General features: G+C 43.5%; 21 protein-coding genes and 1 CRISPR repeat array (1 of these 22 running past the window's edge). Of the genes, 20 read left to right on the top strand and 1 reads right to left on the bottom strand.

The window, feature by feature from the left end:
• The first annotated feature begins 53 nt into the window (after nucleotides 1–53).
• The 19 genes from LRM42_RS01840 to LRM42_RS01750 all read left to right on the top strand — a co-directional run bounded on the left by LRM42_RS01840 (nucleotide 54) and on the right by LRM42_RS01750 (nucleotide 18,822).
• The gene (locus tag LRM42_RS01840; protein ID WP_445083040.1) at nucleotides 54–1,421 is read left to right on the top strand and encodes a glycine--tRNA ligase; all 1,368 of its coding nucleotides are present in this window, start codon (nucleotides 54–56) and stop codon (nucleotides 1,419–1,421) included.
• A 177-nt stretch (nucleotides 1,422–1,598) separates the two neighbouring features.
• Entirely contained in the window at nucleotides 1,599–2,117 is a 519-nt protein-coding gene (locus LRM42_RS01835; RefSeq protein ID WP_243816532.1) for a GNAT family N-acetyltransferase, read from the top strand.
• Entirely contained in the window at nucleotides 2,117–2,809 is a 693-nt protein-coding gene (locus tag LRM42_RS01830) for a M14 family metallopeptidase (protein WP_243816531.1), read from the top strand. Before LRM42_RS01835 ends, LRM42_RS01830 begins: the two co-directional genes overlap by 1 nt.
• Nucleotides 2,810–2,865: 56 nt before the next feature.
• Nucleotides 2,866–3,357: an NUDIX hydrolase gene (locus tag LRM42_RS01825; protein WP_243816530.1), complete on the top strand. Its 492-nt coding sequence runs from the start codon at nucleotides 2,866–2,868 to the stop codon at nucleotides 3,355–3,357.
• A 100-nt stretch (nucleotides 3,358–3,457) separates the two neighbouring features.
• The gene (locus LRM42_RS01820; protein ID WP_243816529.1) at nucleotides 3,458–3,955 is read left to right on the top strand and encodes a hypothetical protein; all 498 of its coding nucleotides are present in this window, start codon (nucleotides 3,458–3,460) and stop codon (nucleotides 3,953–3,955) included.
• A gap of 24 nt (nucleotides 3,956–3,979) precedes the next feature.
• Nucleotides 3,980–4,648, top strand: a complete 669-nt coding sequence (locus LRM42_RS01815; protein ID WP_243816528.1) for an SDR family NAD(P)-dependent oxidoreductase — start codon at nucleotides 3,980–3,982, stop codon at nucleotides 4,646–4,648.
• Nucleotides 4,649–4,674: 26 nt separating this feature from the next.
• Nucleotides 4,675–5,691, top strand: a complete 1,017-nt coding sequence (locus LRM42_RS01810) for a gluconeogenesis factor YvcK family protein (protein ID WP_165000139.1) — start codon at nucleotides 4,675–4,677, stop codon at nucleotides 5,689–5,691.
• Between the two features lie 65 nt (nucleotides 5,692–5,756).
• A complete protein-coding gene (locus LRM42_RS01805; protein WP_243816527.1) occupies nucleotides 5,757–7,442 on the top strand; it encodes a hypothetical protein in 1,686 nt (561 codons plus the stop codon).
• Nucleotides 7,443–7,450: 8 nt separating this feature from the next.
• Entirely contained in the window at nucleotides 7,451–7,876 is a 426-nt protein-coding gene (locus LRM42_RS01800; protein WP_129743803.1) for a ribonuclease H family protein, read from the top strand.
• 39 nt (nucleotides 7,877–7,915) lie between these two features.
• The gene (locus LRM42_RS01795) at nucleotides 7,916–8,893 is read left to right on the top strand and encodes a Kiwa anti-phage protein KwaB-like domain-containing protein (RefSeq protein ID WP_243816526.1); all 978 of its coding nucleotides are present in this window, start codon (nucleotides 7,916–7,918) and stop codon (nucleotides 8,891–8,893) included.
• Nucleotide 8,894: 1 nt separating this feature from the next.
• Nucleotides 8,895–10,169: an ATP-dependent DNA helicase gene (locus LRM42_RS01790; RefSeq protein ID WP_243816525.1), complete on the top strand. Its 1,275-nt coding sequence runs from the start codon at nucleotides 8,895–8,897 to the stop codon at nucleotides 10,167–10,169.
• 432 nt (nucleotides 10,170–10,601) lie between these two features.
• Nucleotides 10,602–10,970, top strand: a complete 369-nt coding sequence (locus LRM42_RS01785; protein WP_052198792.1) for a division/cell wall cluster transcriptional repressor MraZ — start codon at nucleotides 10,602–10,604, stop codon at nucleotides 10,968–10,970.
• A 292-nt stretch (nucleotides 10,971–11,262) separates the two neighbouring features.
• On the top strand, nucleotides 11,263–12,183 hold the full coding sequence (rsmH, locus tag LRM42_RS01780; protein ID WP_243816524.1) for a 16S rRNA (cytosine(1402)-N(4))-methyltransferase RsmH: 921 nt from the start codon (nucleotides 11,263–11,265) through the stop codon (nucleotides 12,181–12,183).
• Nucleotides 12,184–12,381: 198 nt separating this feature from the next.
• A complete protein-coding gene (locus tag LRM42_RS01775) occupies nucleotides 12,382–12,723 on the top strand; it encodes a hypothetical protein (protein WP_146422573.1) in 342 nt (113 codons plus the stop codon).
• A gap of 21 nt (nucleotides 12,724–12,744) precedes the next feature.
• Nucleotides 12,745–14,490: a peptidoglycan D,D-transpeptidase FtsI family protein gene (locus LRM42_RS01770; RefSeq protein WP_243816523.1), complete on the top strand. Its 1,746-nt coding sequence runs from the start codon at nucleotides 12,745–12,747 to the stop codon at nucleotides 14,488–14,490.
• 2 nt (nucleotides 14,491–14,492) lie between these two features.
• Nucleotides 14,493–15,530, top strand: a complete 1,038-nt coding sequence (locus LRM42_RS01765; protein WP_243816522.1) for a phospho-N-acetylmuramoyl-pentapeptide-transferase — start codon at nucleotides 14,493–14,495, stop codon at nucleotides 15,528–15,530.
• Nucleotides 15,523–16,815, top strand: a complete 1,293-nt coding sequence (locus tag LRM42_RS01760; protein WP_243816521.1) for an FtsW/RodA/SpoVE family cell cycle protein — start codon at nucleotides 15,523–15,525, stop codon at nucleotides 16,813–16,815. Before LRM42_RS01765 ends, LRM42_RS01760 begins: the two co-directional genes overlap by 8 nt.
• Nucleotides 16,748–17,911, top strand: coding sequence for a UDP-N-acetylglucosamine--N-acetylmuramyl-(pentapeptide) pyrophosphoryl-undecaprenol N-acetylglucosamine transferase (locus tag LRM42_RS01755; protein ID WP_243816520.1), 1,164 nt, complete (start codon nucleotides 16,748–16,750; stop codon nucleotides 17,909–17,911). The genes LRM42_RS01760 and LRM42_RS01755 overlap by 68 nt, the downstream gene beginning before the upstream one ends.
• Nucleotides 17,908–18,822: a cell division protein FtsQ/DivIB gene (locus LRM42_RS01750; RefSeq protein WP_243816519.1), complete on the top strand. Its 915-nt coding sequence runs from the start codon at nucleotides 17,908–17,910 to the stop codon at nucleotides 18,820–18,822. The genes LRM42_RS01755 and LRM42_RS01750 overlap by 4 nt, the downstream gene beginning before the upstream one ends.
• A 764-nt stretch (nucleotides 18,823–19,586) precedes the next feature.
• On the opposite strand, the gene LRM42_RS01745 is transcribed toward LRM42_RS01750, so the two are convergent.
• The gene (locus tag LRM42_RS01745; RefSeq protein WP_243816518.1) at nucleotides 19,587–20,096 is read right to left on the bottom strand and encodes a DUF2726 domain-containing protein; all 510 of its coding nucleotides are present in this window, start codon (nucleotides 20,094–20,096) and stop codon (nucleotides 19,587–19,589) included.
• 98 nt (nucleotides 20,097–20,194) lie between these two features.
• Here LRM42_RS01745 and LRM42_RS01740 point away from each other — a divergent pair, with 98 nt between their 5' ends.
• Nucleotides 20,195–20,752 (top strand): DUF6609 family protein, encoded by a 558-nt coding sequence (locus LRM42_RS01740; RefSeq protein ID WP_243816517.1) that lies wholly within the window; start codon nucleotides 20,195–20,197, stop codon nucleotides 20,750–20,752.
• A gap of 309 nt (nucleotides 20,753–21,061) precedes the next feature.
• Nucleotides 21,062–21,682: direct repeats of the CRISPR family, unit length 36 nt; unit sequence GTTTCAGTACTATTCAATATAACACTACTGTAAAAC; it runs 340 nt beyond the window's last position.

The raw sequence follows: 21,682 nt of genomic DNA, 5'->3' as shown, positions 1-21,682 counted from the left end.
TGCTCGTAAAATGGTATAATTTGGGTAATAATGTGAATCGCCATGTTGCCAACATGGAGAAAGGTTTTTTGATGAGTCAAGCAAAAATGGAAGATATTATTAGCCTGTGTAAGCGCCGTGGTTTTATTTATCAGGGTTCGGATGTTTATGGCGGTTTGTCTGGAACGTGGGATTACGGTCCACTGGGCGTTCAATTGAAGCGAAACATCATGAATTTATGGTGGCGAATGTTTGTTGATGAGCGTGATGATATCTATGGCGTCGATGCGGCGATTTTGATGAATCCGAAAGTTTGGAAGGCGAGTGGGCATGTGGATACGTTTGTTGACCCATTGTGCGAAGATACGGTTAATCATCGGCGTTATCGCACTGACCACATTCTTAAGGACAATGGTATTGATGTTGACGGCTTGACGATGGAGCAAATGGACGAAGTGATTGCAGAAAAAGGAATTAAAAGTCCAGATGGAAATCCGCTAAGCAAATCGCGAACGTTCAATATGATGTTTAAGACGAGCGTCGGCGCCACCGAAAGTGAAGACAGTGTTGCATATCTTCGCCCGGAAACTGCTCAGGGAATTTTTACCAATTTTAAGAACGTTGTTGATAGTTTTTATCCAGACTTGCCGTTTGGAATTGCTCAGCAGGGCAAGGCGTTTCGCAATGAAATTGCGCCGCGAGATTTTGTTTTCCGTAGCCGTGAGTTTGAACAAATGGAGATTGAGTATTTTGTCAATCCAGAAAATTGGCAGGAAGCGTTTGATGAATTGTTGAAGTCGACGCACGAGTTTTTGGAGGCGTTGGGATTAAATCCTGATAATATTCACGAGTTGGATGTTCCGGCGGAAGACAGGGCGCACTACAGCAAGAAGACGATTGACATCGAATACGATTTTCCAATTGGCAAAGAAGAGCTGATGGGAATTGCGTATCGGACTGATTTTGACCTGATGAATATTCAGCGCGTCAGCGGGAAGAGTATGGAATATACGATTAAGGGGACGAATGAAAAGTTCGTGCCGCATGTGATTGAGCCGAGTTTTGGCGTCGAGCGGGCGCTGATGGCGGTGTTGTCGAGCGCGTATCGTGAGGACGAGCAGAACGGCAGTAAGCGTGTTTATTTGGCGCTTCCAGAACATTTGGCGCCGGTTAAATTTGCCGTTTCGCCGTTGCTTAAAAATAAGCCAGAATTGGTGGAGAAGGCGCGTGAAATTTACGCTAACCTATCTAAGAAAAATCCTGGACGCGTTATGTGGGATGACAATGGAAACATCGGTAAGCGTTATCGCCGTCAGGATGAAATTGGTACGCCGCACTGCGTAGTTATCGATTTTCAGACGCTGGAAGATGACACCGTTACCATTCGTGAGCGAGATACGACGGAGCAGAGGCGAGTTAAGGTTGAGGACTTTATACGGTAAAACGCTAGTGTATACAGTCTTGTATAAATATATCTATGGTGTAAAATGGATTTATGCTAAAAAGGAGGATAAATTTATGAGAGAAATTTTAACTATTAAGCCAAACAATATGACCGATGCTCAAATGGGGGGGTGAATTATCTAGCTTCTCTAGGGTTTGAACAGTCTGAGTCTGCAATGTATCAGGATACAGAGGCGCATGTTTTGGAATCTGATTGCATACAGTTGGGCTATGTTGATGGTGAATTGAAGGGATTTGCTTTGTACAGTGCGTGTGTTGGCAGTTTAGCGGTGGAGCTTGTGGGCATAGCAATAGATCCACGATATCAGGGCAATGGATTTGGTGGACAATTAGTAGCCGATTATGTAGAAAACGAGAGACCAACCTATCTGACTGCATATACTAGAAATCCATCTACAGTAGGCATACTCAATCGTTATAGTGGGACATTTCCTCTTAATGCGGATAAAGAACTAGAATTGTTGGCTGGTAGTATGAATGGTGCGGAATTTGTGGATGGAGTTGCTTATCATGTTGGTAGATATGGTCAAGAGGGTCTTTATGGTGTCAGTGACCCTGCTAATCGTAACCTAAGAGGCGATAACATATCACTAAAGGAAAGGTTTCCCGAGCTCTCTAATCCGGGTAGTGCATTAGTCTTGGCATCAAAAGTTATTAAAGAAAGTGAGGCGTAATGACGAAAATACTTGCAATTATTTCTACTCATGGCAATGAGTTGCTGGGACCGAACGTGCTTTCGTATATGTTAAATAAACGTTCGGAGCTGTTAGAATACGTTGATTTTATGGTGGCTAACCCCAGAGCTTATTCGCAGAACGTTCGATACGTTGAGTCTGATTTGAATAGGAGTTATGGGTCTGGTTTGGATACGTACGAAGCGCGACGATCGAAGGCTATAGAAGATCGAATTAAGTTGTTGCAGCCAGAATTGGTGCTAGATTTTCATACGACCACTGCTGAGCAGCCAGATTTGCTAATTACTGCGAACGTAGAAGATAAAGTCTCTCGTGATTTTATTAATGCGAGTGCGATTAAAGATGTGCTAGTTGTTGAACCGCTTAATGATATCACGACTGTAGCTCCGCATTTTGTAGCTTATGAGGTGCCAAATTCTCATTTGAATGCCGATTTATATGAACAGATCTGTACGGATATTCAGAAATATCTAGACGGAAAAGTGTCAGATCAAGAGCATACTTTTTATAAGATGATAGGGAAAATTTTACCCGAAGAAGTGCAGGCGGATTCTGGTCTTGAGAATTTTGTATATAGCAATACGCTCGGGGCAATTCCGTCATTCCTCGGAGAGGAGGCATATCGACAAGATGGCACGTATGCCGGTTTTAAGCTAGAAAAGTTCATATAATAAAATAAGATCGCTTACGTGGTAGTTGAGTAAAAAATTGTGATATAATTGCTATTATGTCAAACGCCATAAACGGACAGCTCATCACACACGATTCAGAAGGTGCTATCAAGCGCGATTATCTCTATCGCGTTTCCATAAAGGCTCTGATTTATAATGATGCTGGGCAGATTTTGGTTGTTAAAGAGGATGGGCGGCCGCTTTGGGATCTTCCTGGCGGCGGAATGGATTATGGTGAAACTTTTGAGTCGGCTTTGAAGCGGGAATTATATGAGGAGGTTGGATATAAGGGCAATCTTCGCTATCAGCTTTTTGATGCGTCGGACGAGATTTATATTGAGCGAATTGATGCTAATCAAATTTGTTTTTCTTGTCGTGTGTGGACGGAAAACTTTGATTTTTCAGCGGGCGTTGATGCGGACGAAGTAACGTTTATGGATCCTGAAGAGTTGCGACTTCAAGAGAGCGAGTCGGGTGCGCCGCTTCGATATAAAGTGCATTTGAAGTGGCAGAAATTGTGTGGTGCAAATAGTTTGCCGACAGAGTAGTATTGACTTTTTCCATAAAATAGTATAGAATATCAGGCATGGAAAAAAGTACAGGTGGCGTATCTTTTGATTGATATAGCTAATGTATAAGGTTTAACGTATGAAGAAAACTGATAATTACGGCGCCATAGTTAAAATCGAGAATATTATCGAGGGTGACCTCAGTAAAGTCGATGAGAATTCGCTATTTACACTATTGACCAGATTGGCTATTAAAAAAGGTCGGATTTTTGACATGGGCATAATATTGGCTAGTCGTGATGATAAATATTCGGGACACGTTGAATTAGCGGAGAAGCGTCTCCCTAGTCAGTCCACATCTATACAATCGCCGTCTCAGTTTCCGTATGATAGGGTTGAGTTGCGAAGCTGGCGAGATAAGCTGGGTGTGCAGTCTTTCGGCAGAATGAAAGGGGATTTCGACAAGGATGCCTATTTTTCTTCAGATAATGCGGAATATCTCATGAGACGAGTGGCTGCCGTGGCTGTTGGGCTTTGTTTGGAAACGCCTTTACAAGAGCTGGATTCTGTCAAGGAATTTTCAGCCGAGGAGCTGGCGGAAGCTTGGCCGAGGCTTAGATACGGAATTTACATTTAATATTGTCGTTGCTATAATAACCATATGCATATTATTCTTGGTGGGACGAGTGGGCTTGGTTTGGAAATGGCGAAGCAGTTACGGAAACGTGGCGAGCGTGTGCTGGTTTTGGGTAAGACTCATAATCCACAGAAGCACGGCGAAGGCTTTCCTCTGGATGTGTATTATTCAGATCAAGTGGAGGCGGCGTCGGCGCGAATTGAGCAGATTTTAAACGGTGATGATATTGATCAATTTGTGTGGGCGGCTGGATATGGCTGGCGCGGCAATTTTGAAGATCAGCCGAGCATTCGCAGTATGGCGGAAGTTAATTTTTCAGGCGCGTTGCCGCTGGTTCAATGGGCTTGGCGTAAGATGTCAACGCAGAATCGTAAGTCTGTACTGACGATTATTGGGTCGACAAGTAGCGTTAAGGCTCGTTCAGACGAGGCTGTTTATGTTGCCACGAAGCACGCTCAAGCGGGTTTGGCGCGAAGCTTGGGAATGCAGGCGGATGAGCAAAAACTTCCAGTTAGGGTTGCGCTATTTTTGCCGGGCGCCATGAAAACTCCGTTTTGGAATGGGCGCGATCTTCCGGCTGACTATGTGTTTTTCAACGATCCAGCAAAGATCGCCACACACATTATCAACGCGATTGATTGTCAGCAGCAACCGTTCCTGGAATGGGCGTTGCCAAAAGGTACGTTGGTTTAGGCTTTCCAAGGTGCTATAATTCAAGCATGACAAATGGTTCGAATAATGATTATTTTGGGGTAAAAGTTGTAGTTATCGGCGGTGGGACGGGAAGTTTCACGCTGCTTTCTGGATTGAAAAAATATACACACAGCATCACAGCGTTGGTCAATATGGTCGACGATGGCGGCTCAACGGGCGTGTTGCGCGATGAATTGGGCGTGTTGCCAGCGGGTGACGTCAGGCAATGCTTGGTGGCGCTGAGTACTTCGCCGAAAGTTCGCGATTTGTTCAATTATCGGTTCGGCGAGGGCAGTATGAAAGGCCACGCGTTCGGCAATTTATTCATGGCGGCGCTGGAAAAGATGACAGGAAGTTTTGCTGATGCAGTTGAGTTGGCTAGCGAAGTTTTGGGCGTCAATGGTCGAGTTTATCCGATTACTCTGGACGATACGACAATGTCGATTAAGCTGAAGGACGGCACGGTTGTTGATGGTCAGCATGCGGCTGAGTCGCTAAAGATTCCACGTGGCGAGCGTCCGTGGTTAGAGCTTAAACCGCCAGCTACGATTAACCCGCGAGCTCGTCAAGCGATTTTGGATGCCGATTTGGTGGTAATTGCGCCGGGGCTTTTATATGGTAGTTTGGCGCCAGCGTTGTTGGTTCGAGGTGTTACTCGAGCGCTTGCTGAAACGAAGGCGAAGAAAGTCTATGTTTGCAATTTGGTTACCAAGCCAACGCAGACTGATGGATTTACCGTGGCGGATTTTGCGGATGAAATTGAGCGATTTTCAGGGGTGAATATGGATTATGTGCTTTACAATAATCATCGTCCGCCAGAGGAATTGATAAAGAAATATGCCCACGACGGCGAATATTTGGTCGAGTGGGATAAGGAATTGCTGAAGAAAAAGCATTATTACGCGTCGGGCAAGCGTCTGATTGCTGATGACGTGTGGGTCAATACGAACTCCAGCAGCGATCCATTGGCGGCTCAACGTAGCCTAATTCGTCACGATGCCGACAGAGTAGCGCGCGAATTGATGCGGATTTATTTTGCGTAGATAGTCCGGGGCAGTCTAGCTATTGCAAAAATTTATAGTTTGTGATATAATTTACAAGCTATATTATGGAAAGTAAAGAATCATTAGACAATATCACCAACCTTCAAAATCAAGGCGAAGCTGACTTTTCTCTTGAAAGGAAAGAACTGGCTATGGGGTTGGTGGAGACATTTAGCGGAGACCACTTAACTCCGTCGCGTAAACTGGCTGCAGAGATTATTATCGGGATGCCGGAAGATTTAAGTCGTAGGCAACGTACTGAATATATTACGAGGTCGCTAGATGGCGCCCCTGAAGAGATTAGTAAGGATACTGTTATAGGTATAGTTGAGGACTATAAGGTCTTACAAGAGGCTTTTTCGTCGTACATGGAAGATATTGATGAGGGTTCACTAGCGGGAAAAGCGCTAAAGCTTAAGGATAATCAAACAATTCCTGACGATTTAGGCGTGGACGGTGATAATTATGGTAAGAGTCCGTGGGCTGAAAATCCGTCAATTCCAGCACCGCATCTTGATAACTTGATAAAGGTATTCTCAACAAAAGGCGAAGGAGCTGAAGGTGTAGGCTTGGAGACTGCGATGATTGCTGGAGCTATAACCTTATCTAACTTAAAAATCGCCCCTTATCACAGCGCGTTCGCGTATAAATGTGCAGTATTTGCTGAAAATTTCTTAATTCCAGTGTGTAGCATTATTGGACTAGATAACTTGGAATCTGAGCTAAAAGATGAAATTGGTGTTATGACGGGTCGTAATATTGGCGATGCTTTATATCGCAAAGATGCCTTAAGTAATGATATCGATTCGATCATGAATGAGGTTGACAGGGTTGTGTCGTTGCATTTTGGTAGCAGGTATTCGACTGATCCTACGCGATTTGATTTTGCTATGGGCAATTTTAATGGCGTGTTCTCTGAGTTGCTAGGGGAGTCAGATCTGAAACCTGCCGTAAATACCAATTCCTCGCATAGTACATTTTTTGGATCTGGTACTGTAAAAACCCCGAATGGAGCAGAATTGGAAGTAAGGGCTCGAGGTAAGGGTCGCGGCTCGTATTGTAAAAAATTGCTACAGACCATAGGTTATTACGATAAACGTTCTCAACCTCTGAAGGATTCGGGGGAATTCCATCCGATCGACTTATATGGTATGACGGTAATTTGTCAAGACAACGAACAGCTAGCTGATGCCTATGCTGATGCTGTGATTAAGGCTGTTAATGGCGGTAAGATTACTCCATATCCAGCCCCAGGGCGAAAAAGCGAATGTTTTGTCATTAAGGGTTCTTCGGATTTTCAGGAGAAGATTCGCCAGAAAATTATCGATAAAATACCAGACGTTGATATGGAAATGTTCAGTTTTAAGGATAGTAGTAGCGGATTTACAGATGCGAAGATTACGGGATTCTATGCAACTGACGATGGAAGAATCCCGTATGCGCCGTTTGAGATGCAGTTTTCTACGCCAGATGCTCGTCTGGTGGCTCGTACTGATAAAAAGGCGGCACACTTTTTCTTTAAGCTGCAGAAAATTTACGGCGATTTGGTCAATATGAGTGATGAAACAGCAGAGAAGGTAATTGATATTTGGCAGCGTAAGCAAGACTTCTTTACAAACTGTGCTGATGAAGAGAAGGAATCTCATTTAACAAAACAAAGTCGTGAGCGCGTGAGTGAATTTTATAAAGTCTATAATAAGATGAACAGTGTGTCTCGCAAGATAGCCAGGCGAGCTATAGTTAGTGTATAATTACATTAATGACAACTTACTATACTGACGGCTCTGCTTCGCCGAATCCCGGTCCAGGTGGGTTTGCGGTTATTCGTGATCTTCAGCCTTATATTTTGGGGTCAGAAGATGGTGATACCACTAATATTCGCATGGAAGGTAAAGCCTTAATTGCGGCATTGAAAGATGCTAATGGTGCGCCGTGTGTGATTTATTCTGATAGTGAATTTTGGATTAACGTGGTCACCAAGTGGGCGCCGGGCTGGGAAAAGCGCGGCTGGACGAAGAAGAGTGGCGAGATTAAAAATCTGGATATTGTGCGTGAACTGTACGAATTATATTCAAACTCTCAGGCGGATTTGCGTTGGGTGCGCGGTCATGAGGGCGACGAAGGGAATGAACTAGCGGACGAATGGGCTAATCGAGCGCGTGAAGGCGAGAGATTAGCTAAATAACTGCTAGCGACATCTGATAAAAATTGCTATACTAGAAAAATGGAAGAAGTGAGGGAAACGACTGATATTTTTTTGTGGGCAAATCAAAATGACGCAAAAAAGAATGATTTACAGATAGAGCTGTTCTTATTTAGCAAAAATTACACGCCGTATTTTATGCCAATAAAAGGCGATGTTGAGCAGCAACTCAGACCGTTGTTCTTGTTTGATTATATCAATCAAGTCAATTTGGGTGCGGGCACTGGATTGAGCGTTCGTGATTATGAATTGAGCGAATCGGAAGATAATGTTTTATTGAGGACTGACCTGGAGAAGGTTGGGCGAGCTGAAACGTTGATTCATCTAATCGAGCACGAGCGTCATGACATCGTGGAGTTTTCGGAAACTGAGCACGAATTCAAGCGCATGAAGGGAATTGTGGCGCGATTTACCGATCCGAACAACTCTGACGCGACATTCTACACGGTTAAGCTAATCCAGCAAGGTCAGACACTGAAGAGCGCGTTGGCTTGGGAATTTTCTGACGGCAAATTTGGTTCGTTTAATGCAGAGATTGGTTTTAAGGTTCCGGATGATAATCAAGTTTTGATTGTCGGTAAAGATATTTTTGCGTTTAATCCTGGAAAATTTGAGCGAATGTTTGGCTATGAATATAAAAAGCAGGTGATTGCCGATAAAAAAGTAGCGGAAATTGAGAAGGAATATAAGCTGAGTTTTCCTGAGGGAATGGATCTTAATACGTTGGTGAAGGAGCGCAAAAAGACGATTAATAAATTGCAGAAATTGGAAATCGGCGCGGTTAAACAGGAAGATGTTTTGGACTATGCTGATGAGATGCAATTGGAGTTGATGAGCGACGATAACGGCGCGATTATTATCATGGACGGCAATGATTTGGATATGTTCGTAAATCTCATCAATGAGGATTATATCGAAAGTAAAATCACGGGCAAGCGTTACGAAATTAAGTCGAAGAAGCTGCTCGGCGAGCCAGAAGGCGAACCGCCACGGGGCTAAAATGGATCAAGAATTAGCGCTGGCTATTCTGCTGAGCGGTCGGTCGGCGTTGCTGACTGGTGCGGCTGGAACGGGCAAAACTTACCTGTTGAATACTTTTATTGCGCAGGCGCGAAAACGGGGTAAAAAGGTGTCAGTAACAGCGACAACTGGTCTGGCGGCAACGCACCTTGGGGGCAATACGATTCACAGCTGGAGTGGTATTGGTGTGAGTGATCATTTGCCGAACAATTTTTTTGAACGATTGTCAAAAACGCGGCGTGATGTGATTTCTAAAACTGACGTGTTGATCATTGACGAGATTTCAATGCTTCACGATTTTCGGCTGGATATGATTGATAAAGTTTTACGAACCGTCAGGGAAAATGATCGGCCGTTTGGTGGCATTCAGTTGGTGATGAGTGGCGATTTTTTCCAATTGCCGCCAGTGAACCGTCCGAACGAGCAGGGCGGCGGTTTTGTGGTTTATTCTGATGCTTGGCAAGGACTTCGGCCGGCAGTTTTATATTTGGAGCGACAATATCGTCAGAATGATGAGCAGCTTTTGGAGATTCTGACCGCTCTAAGAACTGGCGATGTTAGGAGACGTCACGTCGAGGCGCTGTTGGCGCGTACGGAAATTGAGCCGCCAGATGGTGATATCACAGAGCTGCACACCGTAAATGTTGATGTTGATGATATCAATGTTCAAAAATTGGCGGAATTGCCGGGGGAAGAACGTTCGTATCAACAGACGACGACGGGCTCGAAGATTTATGTAGAGAATCTGCAAAGGTCGGTTCTGGCGCCAGAAAATTTGGTGATTAAGCTGGGCGCGTTGGTGATGGCGGTCAAAAATTCGCCGCAAAAATTATATGCCAATGGAAGTGTCGGCACGGTAGTTGATTTCGAGCCGTTGACGGAATATCCGGTTGTTGAGTTTCGAGATGGTCGTCGGGTGACGATGGTACCGGATATTTGGGAATTGCGAGACGGAGAGCGTAAACGAGCGAGCATTTCTCAGGTTCCACTGCGTTTGGCGTGGGCTATAACGGTTCACAAAAGTCAGGGAATGACGCTGGATGCGGCTAAGATTGATCTGAGAAAGGCGTTTGTCGAGGGTATGGGCTATGTCGCCTTGAGTCGTGTGCGAGATTTGGACAATTTGTATCTATATGGAATTAACTGTAGGGCGCTGGAAGTTTCTCCTGACGCGCTGGCAATTGACGAGGTCTTGAGGCAGGCGAGCAGGGAGTCTGTTGAGAGATATAGAGGTACAGCCTTTAGATCTCATTAGTAGTTTATTGAAGAGGGCGCCGGAGCTTATCGCTATTGATTTATTGAGTATTATTTACTATACTGACGCTAAGAACCACCGGAACTAAATCGCCTTACTTGAGCGGTTCGCCGGTGTTCTTTTTATTGTTAAAAGCGTATACTAGGCTGCCTTTCAACTGTAGGCTGGTCTGAAATAACCTTAAGTGCTAATCCATTGTCTAAAACCACTAATAGCGTAGGTTTACATCAACCCAACACTAGGCTTTTCCACAAAAATGTGGAAAAGTTTTTATTTGACGTAAAAATGGGTAAAAAGTTATAAAAAGGGCTTGCAAGTGGGTAGGTGTGGGTAGTATAGTGGAGTCAGTGGAACGAAAGTTGATGGAAAATCACCAACAAAAACAAACATCCACTGTAAAAAACAACTAATCTACCACGAAGGAAGGACGACGTGCAGACAGATTACTTTGAGCGTAAGTTGGACGACAAGCGACGCTTGACGATTCCGGCTGAACTCAGGGCAGAATTTGCATCAGGCGTCGTGCTAACTCGCGGGTTTGGTAAATATCTCCACTTGTATCCACAGCAGATCTGGGATCGGGAAGTGGAAAGCGCTCTAACGGGAAGTATTCTGGATGAGCGAGTTGCCGACCTGAACGTTAAATTCCGACGAGGTAAAACCGCATCGGCGCTCGACCAAAAACAAGGACGAGTGACGATTGAGCAGCATTTGCTCGACTACGCTGGAATTGACAGAGAAGTCGTTGCTGTGCGAGCGGGGGAATATTTTCGGCTAATAGCGGCCGAGAATGCGGAATAGTAGATTAGCTAAGCACCTTAACAATTAAAACCTCTCGAGATCAACTATCTGGGTATTTGAAAATGGCATGTGGCAATTTGCTCCACATTAAAAACGGCAACGTACCTTCCTCAAACACCTCCCAAAAAAACTCCACCTCACACATAAGTCTCTTTGGAAAACATGGTTGTTACTGACAATCAACAAATTTCCACTCTAAGACAACAAAAACAAACAAAACACAAATACAAAAAAAGCCAGAATTAAATATCCAGTTAGGTGATCTCGAGCATTATTTCTGTATAATGGAATAATGATGAGTATTAAAGAACATCCACCACAGTCGGAAGAACTCCAAGCGAGCGAACCGATTCATGTTCCCGTACTTTTGGAGATAACCCTTAGCAAGCTGCAGCCAGTCGAAGGCGAGTCATATCTCGACTTGACGGCTGGCTATGGCGGCCATGCCAGGGCATTCTTAAATAGGACGGATAACTACTTAAGCTCAGTGTTGGTCGATCGTGATGAAAACGCGATTAAAACATTGGGCGATTTGGCTGAGAAAGGCGTAACTTTAATTCACAAAGATTTTGTGAGTGCAGCGCAAGATTTGGTCAAGCAGGGGCGTAAATTTGACGTGATTTTGGCTGATTTGGGGGTGTCGTCACCGCAGCTTGACAGAGCAGAGAGAGGTTTTTCGTTCAGATTTGACGGTCCGCTGGATATGCGGATGGACAATCGGACGGAAATTACAGCGGCAGATATTGTCAATTCGTATTCGGTTGATGATTTGACGCAGCTGATTATTCGTTACGGCGAGGAAAATCCCGGACGAGCAAGGCGAATTGCGCAGGCAATTGTAAGAGCTCGACCAATTCAGGGAACGACTGAGCTGGCTGATCTGATCAAGCAAACCGTTGGTCGCGGTAGCATGAAGCATCATCCTGCGACTCGTACCTTTCAGGCGCTGCGCATTGAAGTCAATCGCGAACTTAAGCTGATTGAAGAACTATTGCCACTTTTGCCACGCTTACTTAATAGGGGCGGGCGAGTAGGAATAATTAGTTTTCATAGCTTGGAAGATAGATTGATCAAGCGTTACTTTTCGGAGCAAGCAACGGCTGGATATGAGGCCGAGCTGATTGTTCCAGAGAAAAAACCAGTGTCTGGAGCTGAAGATGTTCACAATCCGCGTAGTCGAAGTGCAAAATTTCGATACGCCGTGAAAAAATAAAACAAAAAGAAGGAGGCTATTATGCCAATCCACATCAAAGTAGAATTCCAGAATACGGACAAGGCAGAGGCTGTTTCAGTACGCCGCGGCTAAACTAAAGCGTATTCCGGAATATACCTTAGAGAAACCAGCCTGTCTTTAACGGGCGGGCTGGTTTGTTATGCTAAACACAAATATAAACATAAAAGATAGAGACAAATGACAACCACCACCACATTTACTTCACGACGTTCACACGGTCAATTGCGCCGAAATCAGAATTCTACACGTTTTCAGTCTCAGGTCAAACTTGGTCCTGTTGCTCATACAGTGCTAGTTGCATTGATGATTACAGTACTGGGCTTGATTTATCTTACTCAGGCAACCAGGCTTACAGCTTACGGCTATGAAGCTCAGAGTCTGGATACAAAAATCACCGAACTAAGCGCAAAAAAGTCAGAATTGGAAGTGCAGAATGCGCGTCTGACGGCGCTAGAGAAGGTGAAGAATAGCAATGTCGCTTCAGCTATGACGACAACTGAAACGCATTACGCACAATAGTGATATAATAGGATAAGCAATATGCAGCGGCTTATTCGTTCAAGAACTGGTTGGTTAGCCATCGCTTTACTAGTAGTGATGGCGGCTTTTGTGTTGCGATTATTCCAATTGCAGATTTTGCAATATGGCAAGTATACGGAGTTGGCGCGGGCGAGTCAGCAGCGTCAATTTATCATTCCTGCGGAGCGCGGGAAAATTTACATGATGGACGGAAAAACGCCAGTTCCTGTGGTGCTTAATCAGGCGGTCTATACGGTGATTGCGGACCCGCAGTCGATTGACGATAAAGAGCGGAGCCAGCTTGTTGATAGTCTAAGGGAGATTGCTGGCGGTGAAATGACGGAAAATGTATCTGAAAGGCTTAATAATAAAAAGTCGCGCTATGAAGTTTTGGCGAAAAATATCACCAGAACTCAAGCGGAAAAATTGAAAAAGAAAAACTTTGCGGGCGTGTTGTATCAGCAAAGTTCTATTCGAAATTATCCTGAGGGCGAACTGGGCGCGCACGTGCTTGGATTTGTGAATGCGGCTGGCGAAGGTCAATATGGCGTCGAAGGCTCCTTGAATAAGCAGCTTAAAGGTCGGGACGGATTGCTGCAATCTGTAACTGACGTGAGAAACATACCTTTGACGGTTGGAAAAAATAATATGCGAATCGAGGCGAAATCTGGTGACAATTTGGCACTAACGGTGGACAGGAATATTCAAAGCCAGACTGAATTGGCACTGAAAAAGGGAATTGAAGCAGCTGGCGCCACCGAAGGAAGCGTGATTGTTATGAATCCGAAAAACGGTCAGGTTTTGGCAATGGCGAATTATCCGACTTATAATCCGGCGGATTTTGCCAAGCAGAAAAACGGGTCGGTGTTTGTGGATAGCGCGTCGATGGTTCCGTTTGAACCAGGATCGATTATCAAGTCCTTTAGTTTCGCTACGGCAATTGACAAGGGTGTTATCACCCCGTCTAGTACATATAATAATACCGATTGTATTAAAGTCGCTGACCGCACGATGTGTAATGTTTTGAGAGGTTTGGGCGGCACGATGACGATTCAAGGCGCGTTTAACAATTCGCTCAACGTCGGTACGATTACCGCGATTCGAAAATTAGGAAATGGTTCGCAGATTAATTTGCCGGCTCGCCAGACTTTGTATGAATATTATCACGATAAATTTGGTTTTGGCGCTAAAACTGGAATTGAGCTGGGCGAGGCTTCGGGCTATATTTATCCGCCAGATAGCGCTGAAGGAAATGAGGTTCGTTATTCGGCTATGACTTATGGTCAGAGTATGAACTTGACTATGGTTCAAGTCGCGGCTGGATTTTCGTCGCTAGTTAACGGAGGCCAATATTACAGGCCAACCATTCTCGTCGGCACAATTGACGAATCTGGCAATCTGAAATCGTCGGAAAATAAAGCCATTCGCCAAACCGTAAGCGGCGGTACGTCATCACAGATGCGAACGATGCTAACGACAGCGCGCCGATCTTCATTCCTATCAAAGAGTGACAAATCTGGCTATGAAATTGGCGGAAAAACTGGTACTTCTGAAGCGGTGGTTAATGGCGCTTACACTCAGAAGGAGACGATTGCTACATATATTGGTTATGGCGGTGGAAAAAATGGCGCCGAATATGTCATAATGGTACGTGTAGCGGCTCCGGGAAGAGGGATTAACTTACAGGGAAATCTTCACGCTGGACCAATTTTTACAGATATATCCAACTGGATGATTGATTATATGAAAATAGCACCAAAGGAATAAATATGGGAATAGCTTTACAAACAATGACCAATGAATTGACGCACGTATTTTTACTGAGCGTCGGCGCGTTTTTACTAGCGATGTTTTTAACGCCAATTTATACGTTTTTTGCTTATCGATATCGCTTCTGGAAGCGCCAAAGGTCGGAAAGCACTGATGGGAAAAAGCTGAAGATTTTCGCCAAATTTCAAGCGGCAAAACTGCGGCGAAACATCCCGACGATGGCTGGAGTAATTGGTGTAATTTCAATCTTTGTGGTGACGATTTTCTTCAATCTAGACCGAGCGCAGACCTGGCTTCCTCTGGCGGCGTTGGTTGGCGGTGGAATTGTTGGGCTAATTGATGACATTATCAATCTACGCGGTTTGGGCGGCGGCGCGGCTGGGCTTCGTAGTCCAGTGAAGTTTGCGCTGATTACGTTGATTGGCGTGGTGCTTGGTTGGTTTTTCTTTGCCAAACTGGGCGTGGCGAGTTTCCACGTGCCGTTTGTGGGCGAGGTGAATATTGGTTGGTTGATAGTTCCGTTGTTTGCATTTGCGGTGGTGGCTACTGGCAACGCTGTTAATATTTCTGACGGAATGGACGGGCTGGCAGGCGGGCTGCTTGGTATTAGCTTTGGGGCGTTTGGTGTGATTGCCTTATTGCAACAACATGTTATATTGGCGGGATTCTGCTTTACGGTTGTCGGAGTGCTCTTGAGTTATTTGTGGTTCAATATTTATCCAGCTCGATTCTTTATGGGCGACGTTGGAAGTTTTGCTTACGGCGTGTGTTTGGGCGTTGTGGCAATGTTAACCGACTCTCTACTCCTACTTCCTGTGATTGGCTTGCTATTTGTAATTGAGGCGGGATCTAGCTTGACTCAAATCGTCAGCAAGAAGCTGTTTAAGAGAAAGATTTTCTTATCTGCGCCGATTCATCATCACTTGGAGGCGATTGGCTGGCCGGAAACTAAAGTGACGATGCGCTTCTGGGTTATTGGTTGCGTGATGGCGTTTATCGGCGTGATGCTGGCGCTCGCTGGAGGTCATATTGCGTAATTCGATCGCCAAAAATCGTCAATCTATCGCTCAGCCGGTTCGAAGTCATCGGCCGATGTACCAGATTGTGCTTTATATGGGGCTTTTGCTGCTACTTGGGCTGATTGTTATGTATGCGCTGGGGCCGCAACGCGCCAACGTGATGAATTATGCTTACGGCACGAATTATAGCGATACGTATTTCTTTGGTAAGCAGCTGACGAGTGTGTTTATTGCTATCGTGGCTTTTTCTGCGTTTTACTTTACGCCGTACAAATGGTTTATTGGCGAGAGATCAAAATACATTCTTTACGCTGGATTTGTGCTATGTATTTTACTATTTCTCTCGGGCGCGGTACTTCATTTGTCATTTGCACAGGAAACTAACGGTGCGTATCGATGGTTTCAATTGGGCGTGCTGGGAAGTTTTCAGCCGTCAGAATTGCTTAAATATGGCGTGCTGTTGTTTTTGGCAGGATTTTTAGGGCGGCGGTCGCAACAAGGAAAATTGAACGATATTCAGGAAACTATCATTCCACTGGGCATTATTTCCGGCTTGTCACTGCTGATGATTGTGTTTTTGCAAAAAGACTTGGGAACGGGAATTTCGTTGATAGCGATTATCTTATCAATGATTTTGGTGGCTGGAATTGATTGGAAGATTTTCAAGAAGATTCTGGCGATTGTTGCACTTTGTGGTTTGGTGATGATTTTTACATCGCCGCACCGAATCGAGCGCGTGATGACTTTCGTGCAGGGCGATAGTCACAAAGGGACGAGCAGTCAGGAGAACAAGAATTATCACATTCAACAGGCCAGGATTGCGATTGGTTCTGGCGGGCTTCTGGGGCTTGGAATTGGCAAGAGTGTTCAGGCGACAGGATATCTTCCAGAGGCGACTAACGACTCTATTTTTGCTGTCATGGGGGAAACGTTTGGTTTTGTTGGCTTAATGGCTATATTGGCGCTATTTACAGCTTTATTATTGTCGATTTTGCACGTAGCCGCGAGGCTTCCGAACGTGACATTGCGGCTAATTGTGGCGGGAATTTTTGGCTGGATTGCTTCTCACGTGATACTGAATATTGCCGCAATGACAGGGCTGGCGCCGCTTACTGGAATTCCATTGCCATTATTAAGTTATGGCGGTACAAGTATGCTGTTTATCGCGGCAGCGTTAGGTTTAGTTTTCCAAATTTCCAAATATACGTCACATAAAGCATTAGAGGAGGGTGAAAGTGGCCAAGATCTTAGCGGTCGGCGGCGGCTCAGGCGGACACGTTACGCCAGTGGTAGCCGTATTTAGAGAATTACAGAAAACTGGTGATCACGAGCTTCGTTTTTGGTGCGATAAAAAATTTGGCGCCAGCACACGCGGGATTTTTGCTAAGTTCGATGAAAATATTCCGGTCGATTTGATTATTGCTGGAAAATTACGCCGATATCACGGAAAAAGCATCTCGTTTCATCTACATCCATCAATTTTATTTCCAAATTTGCGCGACGGTTTTAAGGTGATGGTTGGATTTTTCCAAAGTTTATTTAAGCTTATGAAGTGGCGTCCAGACGTTATTTTCATTAAAGGCGGATATGTTTGTTTGCCGGTTGGCTATGCAGCTCGGCTATTAAGAATTCCGTTGGTTTTGCATGATTCTGACGCGCATCCAGGTTTGACAAATCGCTTACTGAGCCCCTTTGCAAAAGCTATCGGCACGGGCGCGCCGCTTGAATATTACAATTATCCACCAGAAAAAGCTTCATATGTTGGCATTCCAGTTGCGCCAGAATTCCATCCATATTCTGAGGCTGAGAGGAAAGAATTGAAGGAAAAATTGGGCTTTAACGTCAACAAGCCGCTGGTTGTTATCACTGGCGGTGGACTCGGAGCTGGCCGAATTAATTCCGCGATTGTAGCAATTAGGGAAAACCTGCTTTCTGAGGCTTCGGTATTTTTGATATCGGGAAATCAGCAATATGAAGAAATTCTCAAGCAAACTGACGAACGGGAGGGCTGGCGATTGCAGGCGTTTGTTCACAACGGAATGGCGGAAGTTTTGGCGGCGGCGGATATAGTCGTAACCAGGGCAGGGGCGACTACTCTTCTGGAATTGGCGGCGCTACATAAACCGACAATCATCATCCCCAACGGTCATTTGACAGGCGGGCATCAATTGAAAAACGCTAAAGTTTACCAGGACGCATTGGCGGCGTTGATAGTTTCCGAAGATGAGCTAGATAAGGACAACCAAATCTTGGCACGAAAAATAATTGGCGTATTAAAATCTCAGAAAATCCTTAAAGGTCTGGGCGATAACTTCGGTAAATTTGCCAAGCCAAACGCGGCTAAAGATATGGCGAAGATTATTCTTACTACAGTGCGAAGGCAGGGTAGGCGAAAGTGAAATTCCCCTTCTCTAAGAAAAAATCGGACGAGAATCTAAGTCGTCGAGAAATCGCGGCGCGTCGTCGGACTGAGAATTACGATGATTTGCCCGCCCAATCGTATCGTAGGAACAGGACACTTAATAGCCGCCAAACATCCTCCCCTTTGGAGACTTCTGAGAGACTCGAGACGCACGAATTGGTGAAAAAACGTCGCCGTGTAATGCGGAAAATGCTTGCGACTGCGGTAAGTCTGCTTATTGTGATATTCCTTTTGTTTCAATTGACAATCAATATTTCAGTCCAAACCCCCGACGCAAAGAGTTCCAGTGGCGCTAATAAATACGTGGGTGTTCTTAATGAATATTACAGCGCCCATCCAGCGGAGAGATTTCGGTTTTTCCTCAATAATAATGACCTAAAGCAGTTCTTTTTACAGAAAGCTCCTGAGGTAAAAAACATTCGCGTGGAGGGAGATTTTCTAGCGCGATCAGCCGTTAAATTGACGTTTAGGCAGCCGGTAGCTCAGTGGTCTTCCGGGGATAAGATTTATTTTGTTGATGATAGCGGTGTTACTTTTGAGCAGAACTATTTTGCCTCGCCTACGGTTGCTGTTCGTGATGAGAGTGGTCTGCCAACCAGGGGTGGTCAAGAGGTTATCAATCGTCAATTCTTGAGCTTCCTTGGTCAAGCCGTGTCTGAATTCTCGCAACATAAAATGAATGTTTCAGAGGTTATTCTGCCGGCTAATACTGTACGCCAAGTCTGGTTTAAGGTCGAGGGTAGGGAAACCCAGATCCGTATGACGGTAGATAGGTCTGCTCAAGCTCAGGTTAAACAAGCGATAGCTACTTTGAGCTATTTGGATAATAACGGTGCGAAGCCGGGGTATATAGACGTCAGGGTAGATCAGAGGTCATTCTATAAGTAGGGCGGCCAACTTCTCTTCTGGATAGAGTAAGTTCTCTTTTTGTTCTATTTCGTATGGCGTAGAAAATATATATAACAATATAAAAATATGCAAAAGTCAAATAATCGCAAAATGATAAACTAGGGGAGTAGGGCAATAAAAATATAAAAATGTCAAATAAATATAAAATGCGTTGTGGAAAACTTAACGAGCTTACGGCGCGCATACTCAGAGTTTATATTGATGTAAAAATATCAATGTAGCACTCCGGTATGTGTAGTGCTGGAATTAAAAAATATTTTTTAAGTTCGTATTTTGTTTGGTGTATATTTTTTATAAAAGACGGTATGTTTTATGAGGTTGTATATAATAGAGAATCCCCTAGCCGAATTATCAGAAAAGTTCGTTTTATAAGGTGTTGGCGAATACATGTAGACATATTATTATTCATCTTTGTGACGTATTTATTATTGCGTAAAAGGTACATTGTGCGACATTAAAACTATATCTAAAACACGACTATTCCATCGTCTTTCTTCGCGATAAATTTATCTCATTTTTACCAAATCAACCTACTTGTCATTTATTGTTTTATAAACCGCCCTATTTGTCGGCTTGGTGCGTTTTATGCTGTACGTTGGTTTATCTGCATTGGCTCGGATTTTATAATTTATGTTTGTATCGCGCAAAATTTATCAATATAAATACTCAGCCGGATTCGGCTTTATGTACGCTTAAAAATGACTAATAATTAGTTCGTATTTTGTTCTATTGTTCTTTAATTGCTAGTTTTGCGAAAGAGCTTGGGTGATTCTGTGCTTAATTATTTCACTGTTCCATTCGCCCGCCTTAAATCGCAGTAGGGGCATATTAGTATTGGCTATAATTGAATTGACAAAATCGTCGCGCGTTTTCCGATCAGGCTGATTGTGAGTATTATCATCAAGCTCAATAGCTATGAGAGGCTTCATATCATTGGTGCAAATTAGAAAATCTACAGATTTGCCGTTTATTCTCGCGAAAGCCGCCTTCCAGTTTTGCCCTTTTATCTCATGGTCTAAAAACATACTTAAATGAGCCTGAGGTATAATTACACATCCGTTTATTGCTTCGTGTAGTGTTTTGTAAAACGATAATTCGCTTGGCGTCATTGCACAAGATTTTTTGATATATACATACTCTTTCTTTATTGGGGTTTTAATTGGGCTTGTGTCGCTGTCAGTCCCCTGCCTTGCTTTGATTGCTAGAAAAATAATTGCGGCGGCTACTATAGCTATAAACATAAGCGTTTCCATGAGATTAGTTTATCATATGTTGATAATAAATGCTTACGATTTTTAGGTTTTATCGTTGCGGTGATATAATAAGAGTGATAATTTTATCGGAGATATTTATGGCTTTTTTAAATTATAATAAAGATGAAAAGTTGGAATTTAATTATAAGAGAGCGTGTGGATTGTGGCTAATTGTAATAGCGGCGATTATTTCAATAGCTACTCTAATAGGAGGAAAACAAATAATAAATATGCAAGTATTTAGCATTGGATATGTTATTAGTTTTTTCTCAATCAACATGAATAAAAAGGTGCTAAATAGGCTATCTGACGGCTCTTCAAGTGAATTTCAAAAGAAAGTATCTTTATATGCCGTTATTTTATTATTTATCTTGATGGTTTTGCTGGGTGGACCATTCTTTGCGACTGAAAATTGGAGATTGATTTGGCTGGGAGCGCTGATGGCAACCGCACTGCATTTTTTCCCGTATTATTTTGTACACGGAAAATCAATGATATATCTGGGTCTTATTTGCGCCATTAATGTTTTTGTAGGATATATTTTTATTGCTATACCTTTAGAAGTGATAGCATATATTGATTCAGCGATTAAGTTTGTATTTGGAGTGTATTTATTATTTTTTTCGAAGCCGTCAAAAAAGACACCCCTTTTTTGAGATGTCTTCATGCAACCGTCTTCAAGAGGCGGAGTAGGTCAACATATTATTATGATGTCAGTAGTTCTCTAATAATTTAGACATTTATACAGTTCTGGTGGTGTTTAAGGGTAATACATCAGTCGAAATAAAATAAGACAGCCCGCGTTGCTCTAACATAAGAGGGGCGCTACTGTCTTACACTGCCATATTACTACAACCATCATTGAAAAATCAATAATATCGCCTTTGGTTATAGTTCCCTAACAATTTAGATATAATATAACACTACTGTAAAACCGACTTTGATGTGGTCATCACCGTCAAAGAGTTTCAGTACTATTCAATATAACACTACTGTAAAACTAAAATGTATGTAAAACGCTTGCATTATGTGTTTCAGTACTATTCAATATAACACTACTGTAAAACTTATCTACATATGCGAACGGAATTCAACACGTTTCAGTACTATTCAATATAACACTACTGTAAAACTGACGACCGATATACACGCGCGAACCGACAGTTTCAGTACTATTCAATATAACACTACTGTAAAACAGTCAACCGCCACGCTACGGTCAACGCCATGTTTCAGTACTATTCAATATAACACTACTGTAAAACGCACGGTTAAATCACAGTGGGCGCCATCGCGTTTCAGTACTATTCAATATAACACTACTGTAAAACGACGGCCGAAAGCCTACTATAGTATTTTTAGTTTCAGTACTATTCAATATAACACTACTGTAAAACGACAGTAATAGTATCTTCACCGTAAGTAATGTTTCAGTACTATTCAATATAACACTACTGTAAAACGTTACTACTGTTTGTCGGTTCTTTTATTTCGTTTCAGTACTATTCAATATAACACTACTGTAAAACCTACTACAATCTCACCTTTTCCATCTTCTTGTTTCAGTACTATTCAATATAACACTA

This window comes from Candidatus Nanosynbacter sp. TM7-075 (assembly GCF_022828255.1).
Taxonomy (GTDB): domain Bacteria; phylum Patescibacteriota; class Saccharimonadia; order Saccharimonadales; family Saccharimonadaceae; genus Nanosynbacter.
This window is presented reverse-complemented; position numbering and strand designations above follow the sequence as displayed.

Excerpts from the sequence above, each read along its gene's own strand:
- LRM42_RS01775 (WP_146422573.1), top strand. The coding sequence starts at position 12,382 with ATGACAACCACCACCACATTTACTTCACGACGTTCACACGGTCAATTG.
- LRM42_RS01825 (WP_243816530.1), top strand. The coding sequence starts at position 2,866 with ATGTCAAACGCCATAAACGGACAGCTCATCACACACGATTCAGAAGGT.
- LRM42_RS01830 (WP_243816531.1), top strand. The coding sequence starts at position 2,117 with ATGACGAAAATACTTGCAATTATTTCTACTCATGGCAATGAGTTGCTG.
- LRM42_RS01810 (WP_165000139.1), top strand. The coding sequence starts at position 4,675 with ATGACAAATGGTTCGAATAATGATTATTTTGGGGTAAAAGTTGTAGTT.
- LRM42_RS01800 (WP_129743803.1), top strand. The coding sequence starts at position 7,451 with ATGACAACTTACTATACTGACGGCTCTGCTTCGCCGAATCCCGGTCCA.
- LRM42_RS01820 (WP_243816529.1), top strand. The coding sequence starts at position 3,458 with ATGAAGAAAACTGATAATTACGGCGCCATAGTTAAAATCGAGAATATT.
- LRM42_RS01805 (WP_243816527.1), top strand. The coding sequence starts at position 5,757 with ATGGAAAGTAAAGAATCATTAGACAATATCACCAACCTTCAAAATCAA.
- LRM42_RS01835 (WP_243816532.1), top strand. The coding sequence starts at position 1,599 with ATGTATCAGGATACAGAGGCGCATGTTTTGGAATCTGATTGCATACAG.
- LRM42_RS01770 (WP_243816523.1), top strand. The coding sequence starts at position 12,745 with ATGCAGCGGCTTATTCGTTCAAGAACTGGTTGGTTAGCCATCGCTTTA.
- LRM42_RS01815 (WP_243816528.1), top strand. The coding sequence starts at position 3,980 with ATGCATATTATTCTTGGTGGGACGAGTGGGCTTGGTTTGGAAATGGCG.
- LRM42_RS01765 (WP_243816522.1), top strand. The coding sequence starts at position 14,493 with ATGGGAATAGCTTTACAAACAATGACCAATGAATTGACGCACGTATTT.
- LRM42_RS01740 (WP_243816517.1), top strand. The coding sequence starts at position 20,195 with ATGGCTTTTTTAAATTATAATAAAGATGAAAAGTTGGAATTTAATTAT.
- LRM42_RS01840 (WP_445083040.1), top strand. The coding sequence starts at position 54 with ATGGAGAAAGGTTTTTTGATGAGTCAAGCAAAAATGGAAGATATTATT.
- LRM42_RS01795 (WP_243816526.1), top strand. The coding sequence starts at position 7,916 with ATGGAAGAAGTGAGGGAAACGACTGATATTTTTTTGTGGGCAAATCAA.
- LRM42_RS01790 (WP_243816525.1), top strand. The coding sequence starts at position 8,895 with ATGGATCAAGAATTAGCGCTGGCTATTCTGCTGAGCGGTCGGTCGGCG.
- rsmH (WP_243816524.1), top strand. The coding sequence starts at position 11,263 with ATGATGAGTATTAAAGAACATCCACCACAGTCGGAAGAACTCCAAGCG.
- LRM42_RS01745 (WP_243816518.1), bottom strand. The coding sequence starts at position 20,096 with ATGGAAACGCTTATGTTTATAGCTATAGTAGCCGCCGCAATTATTTTT.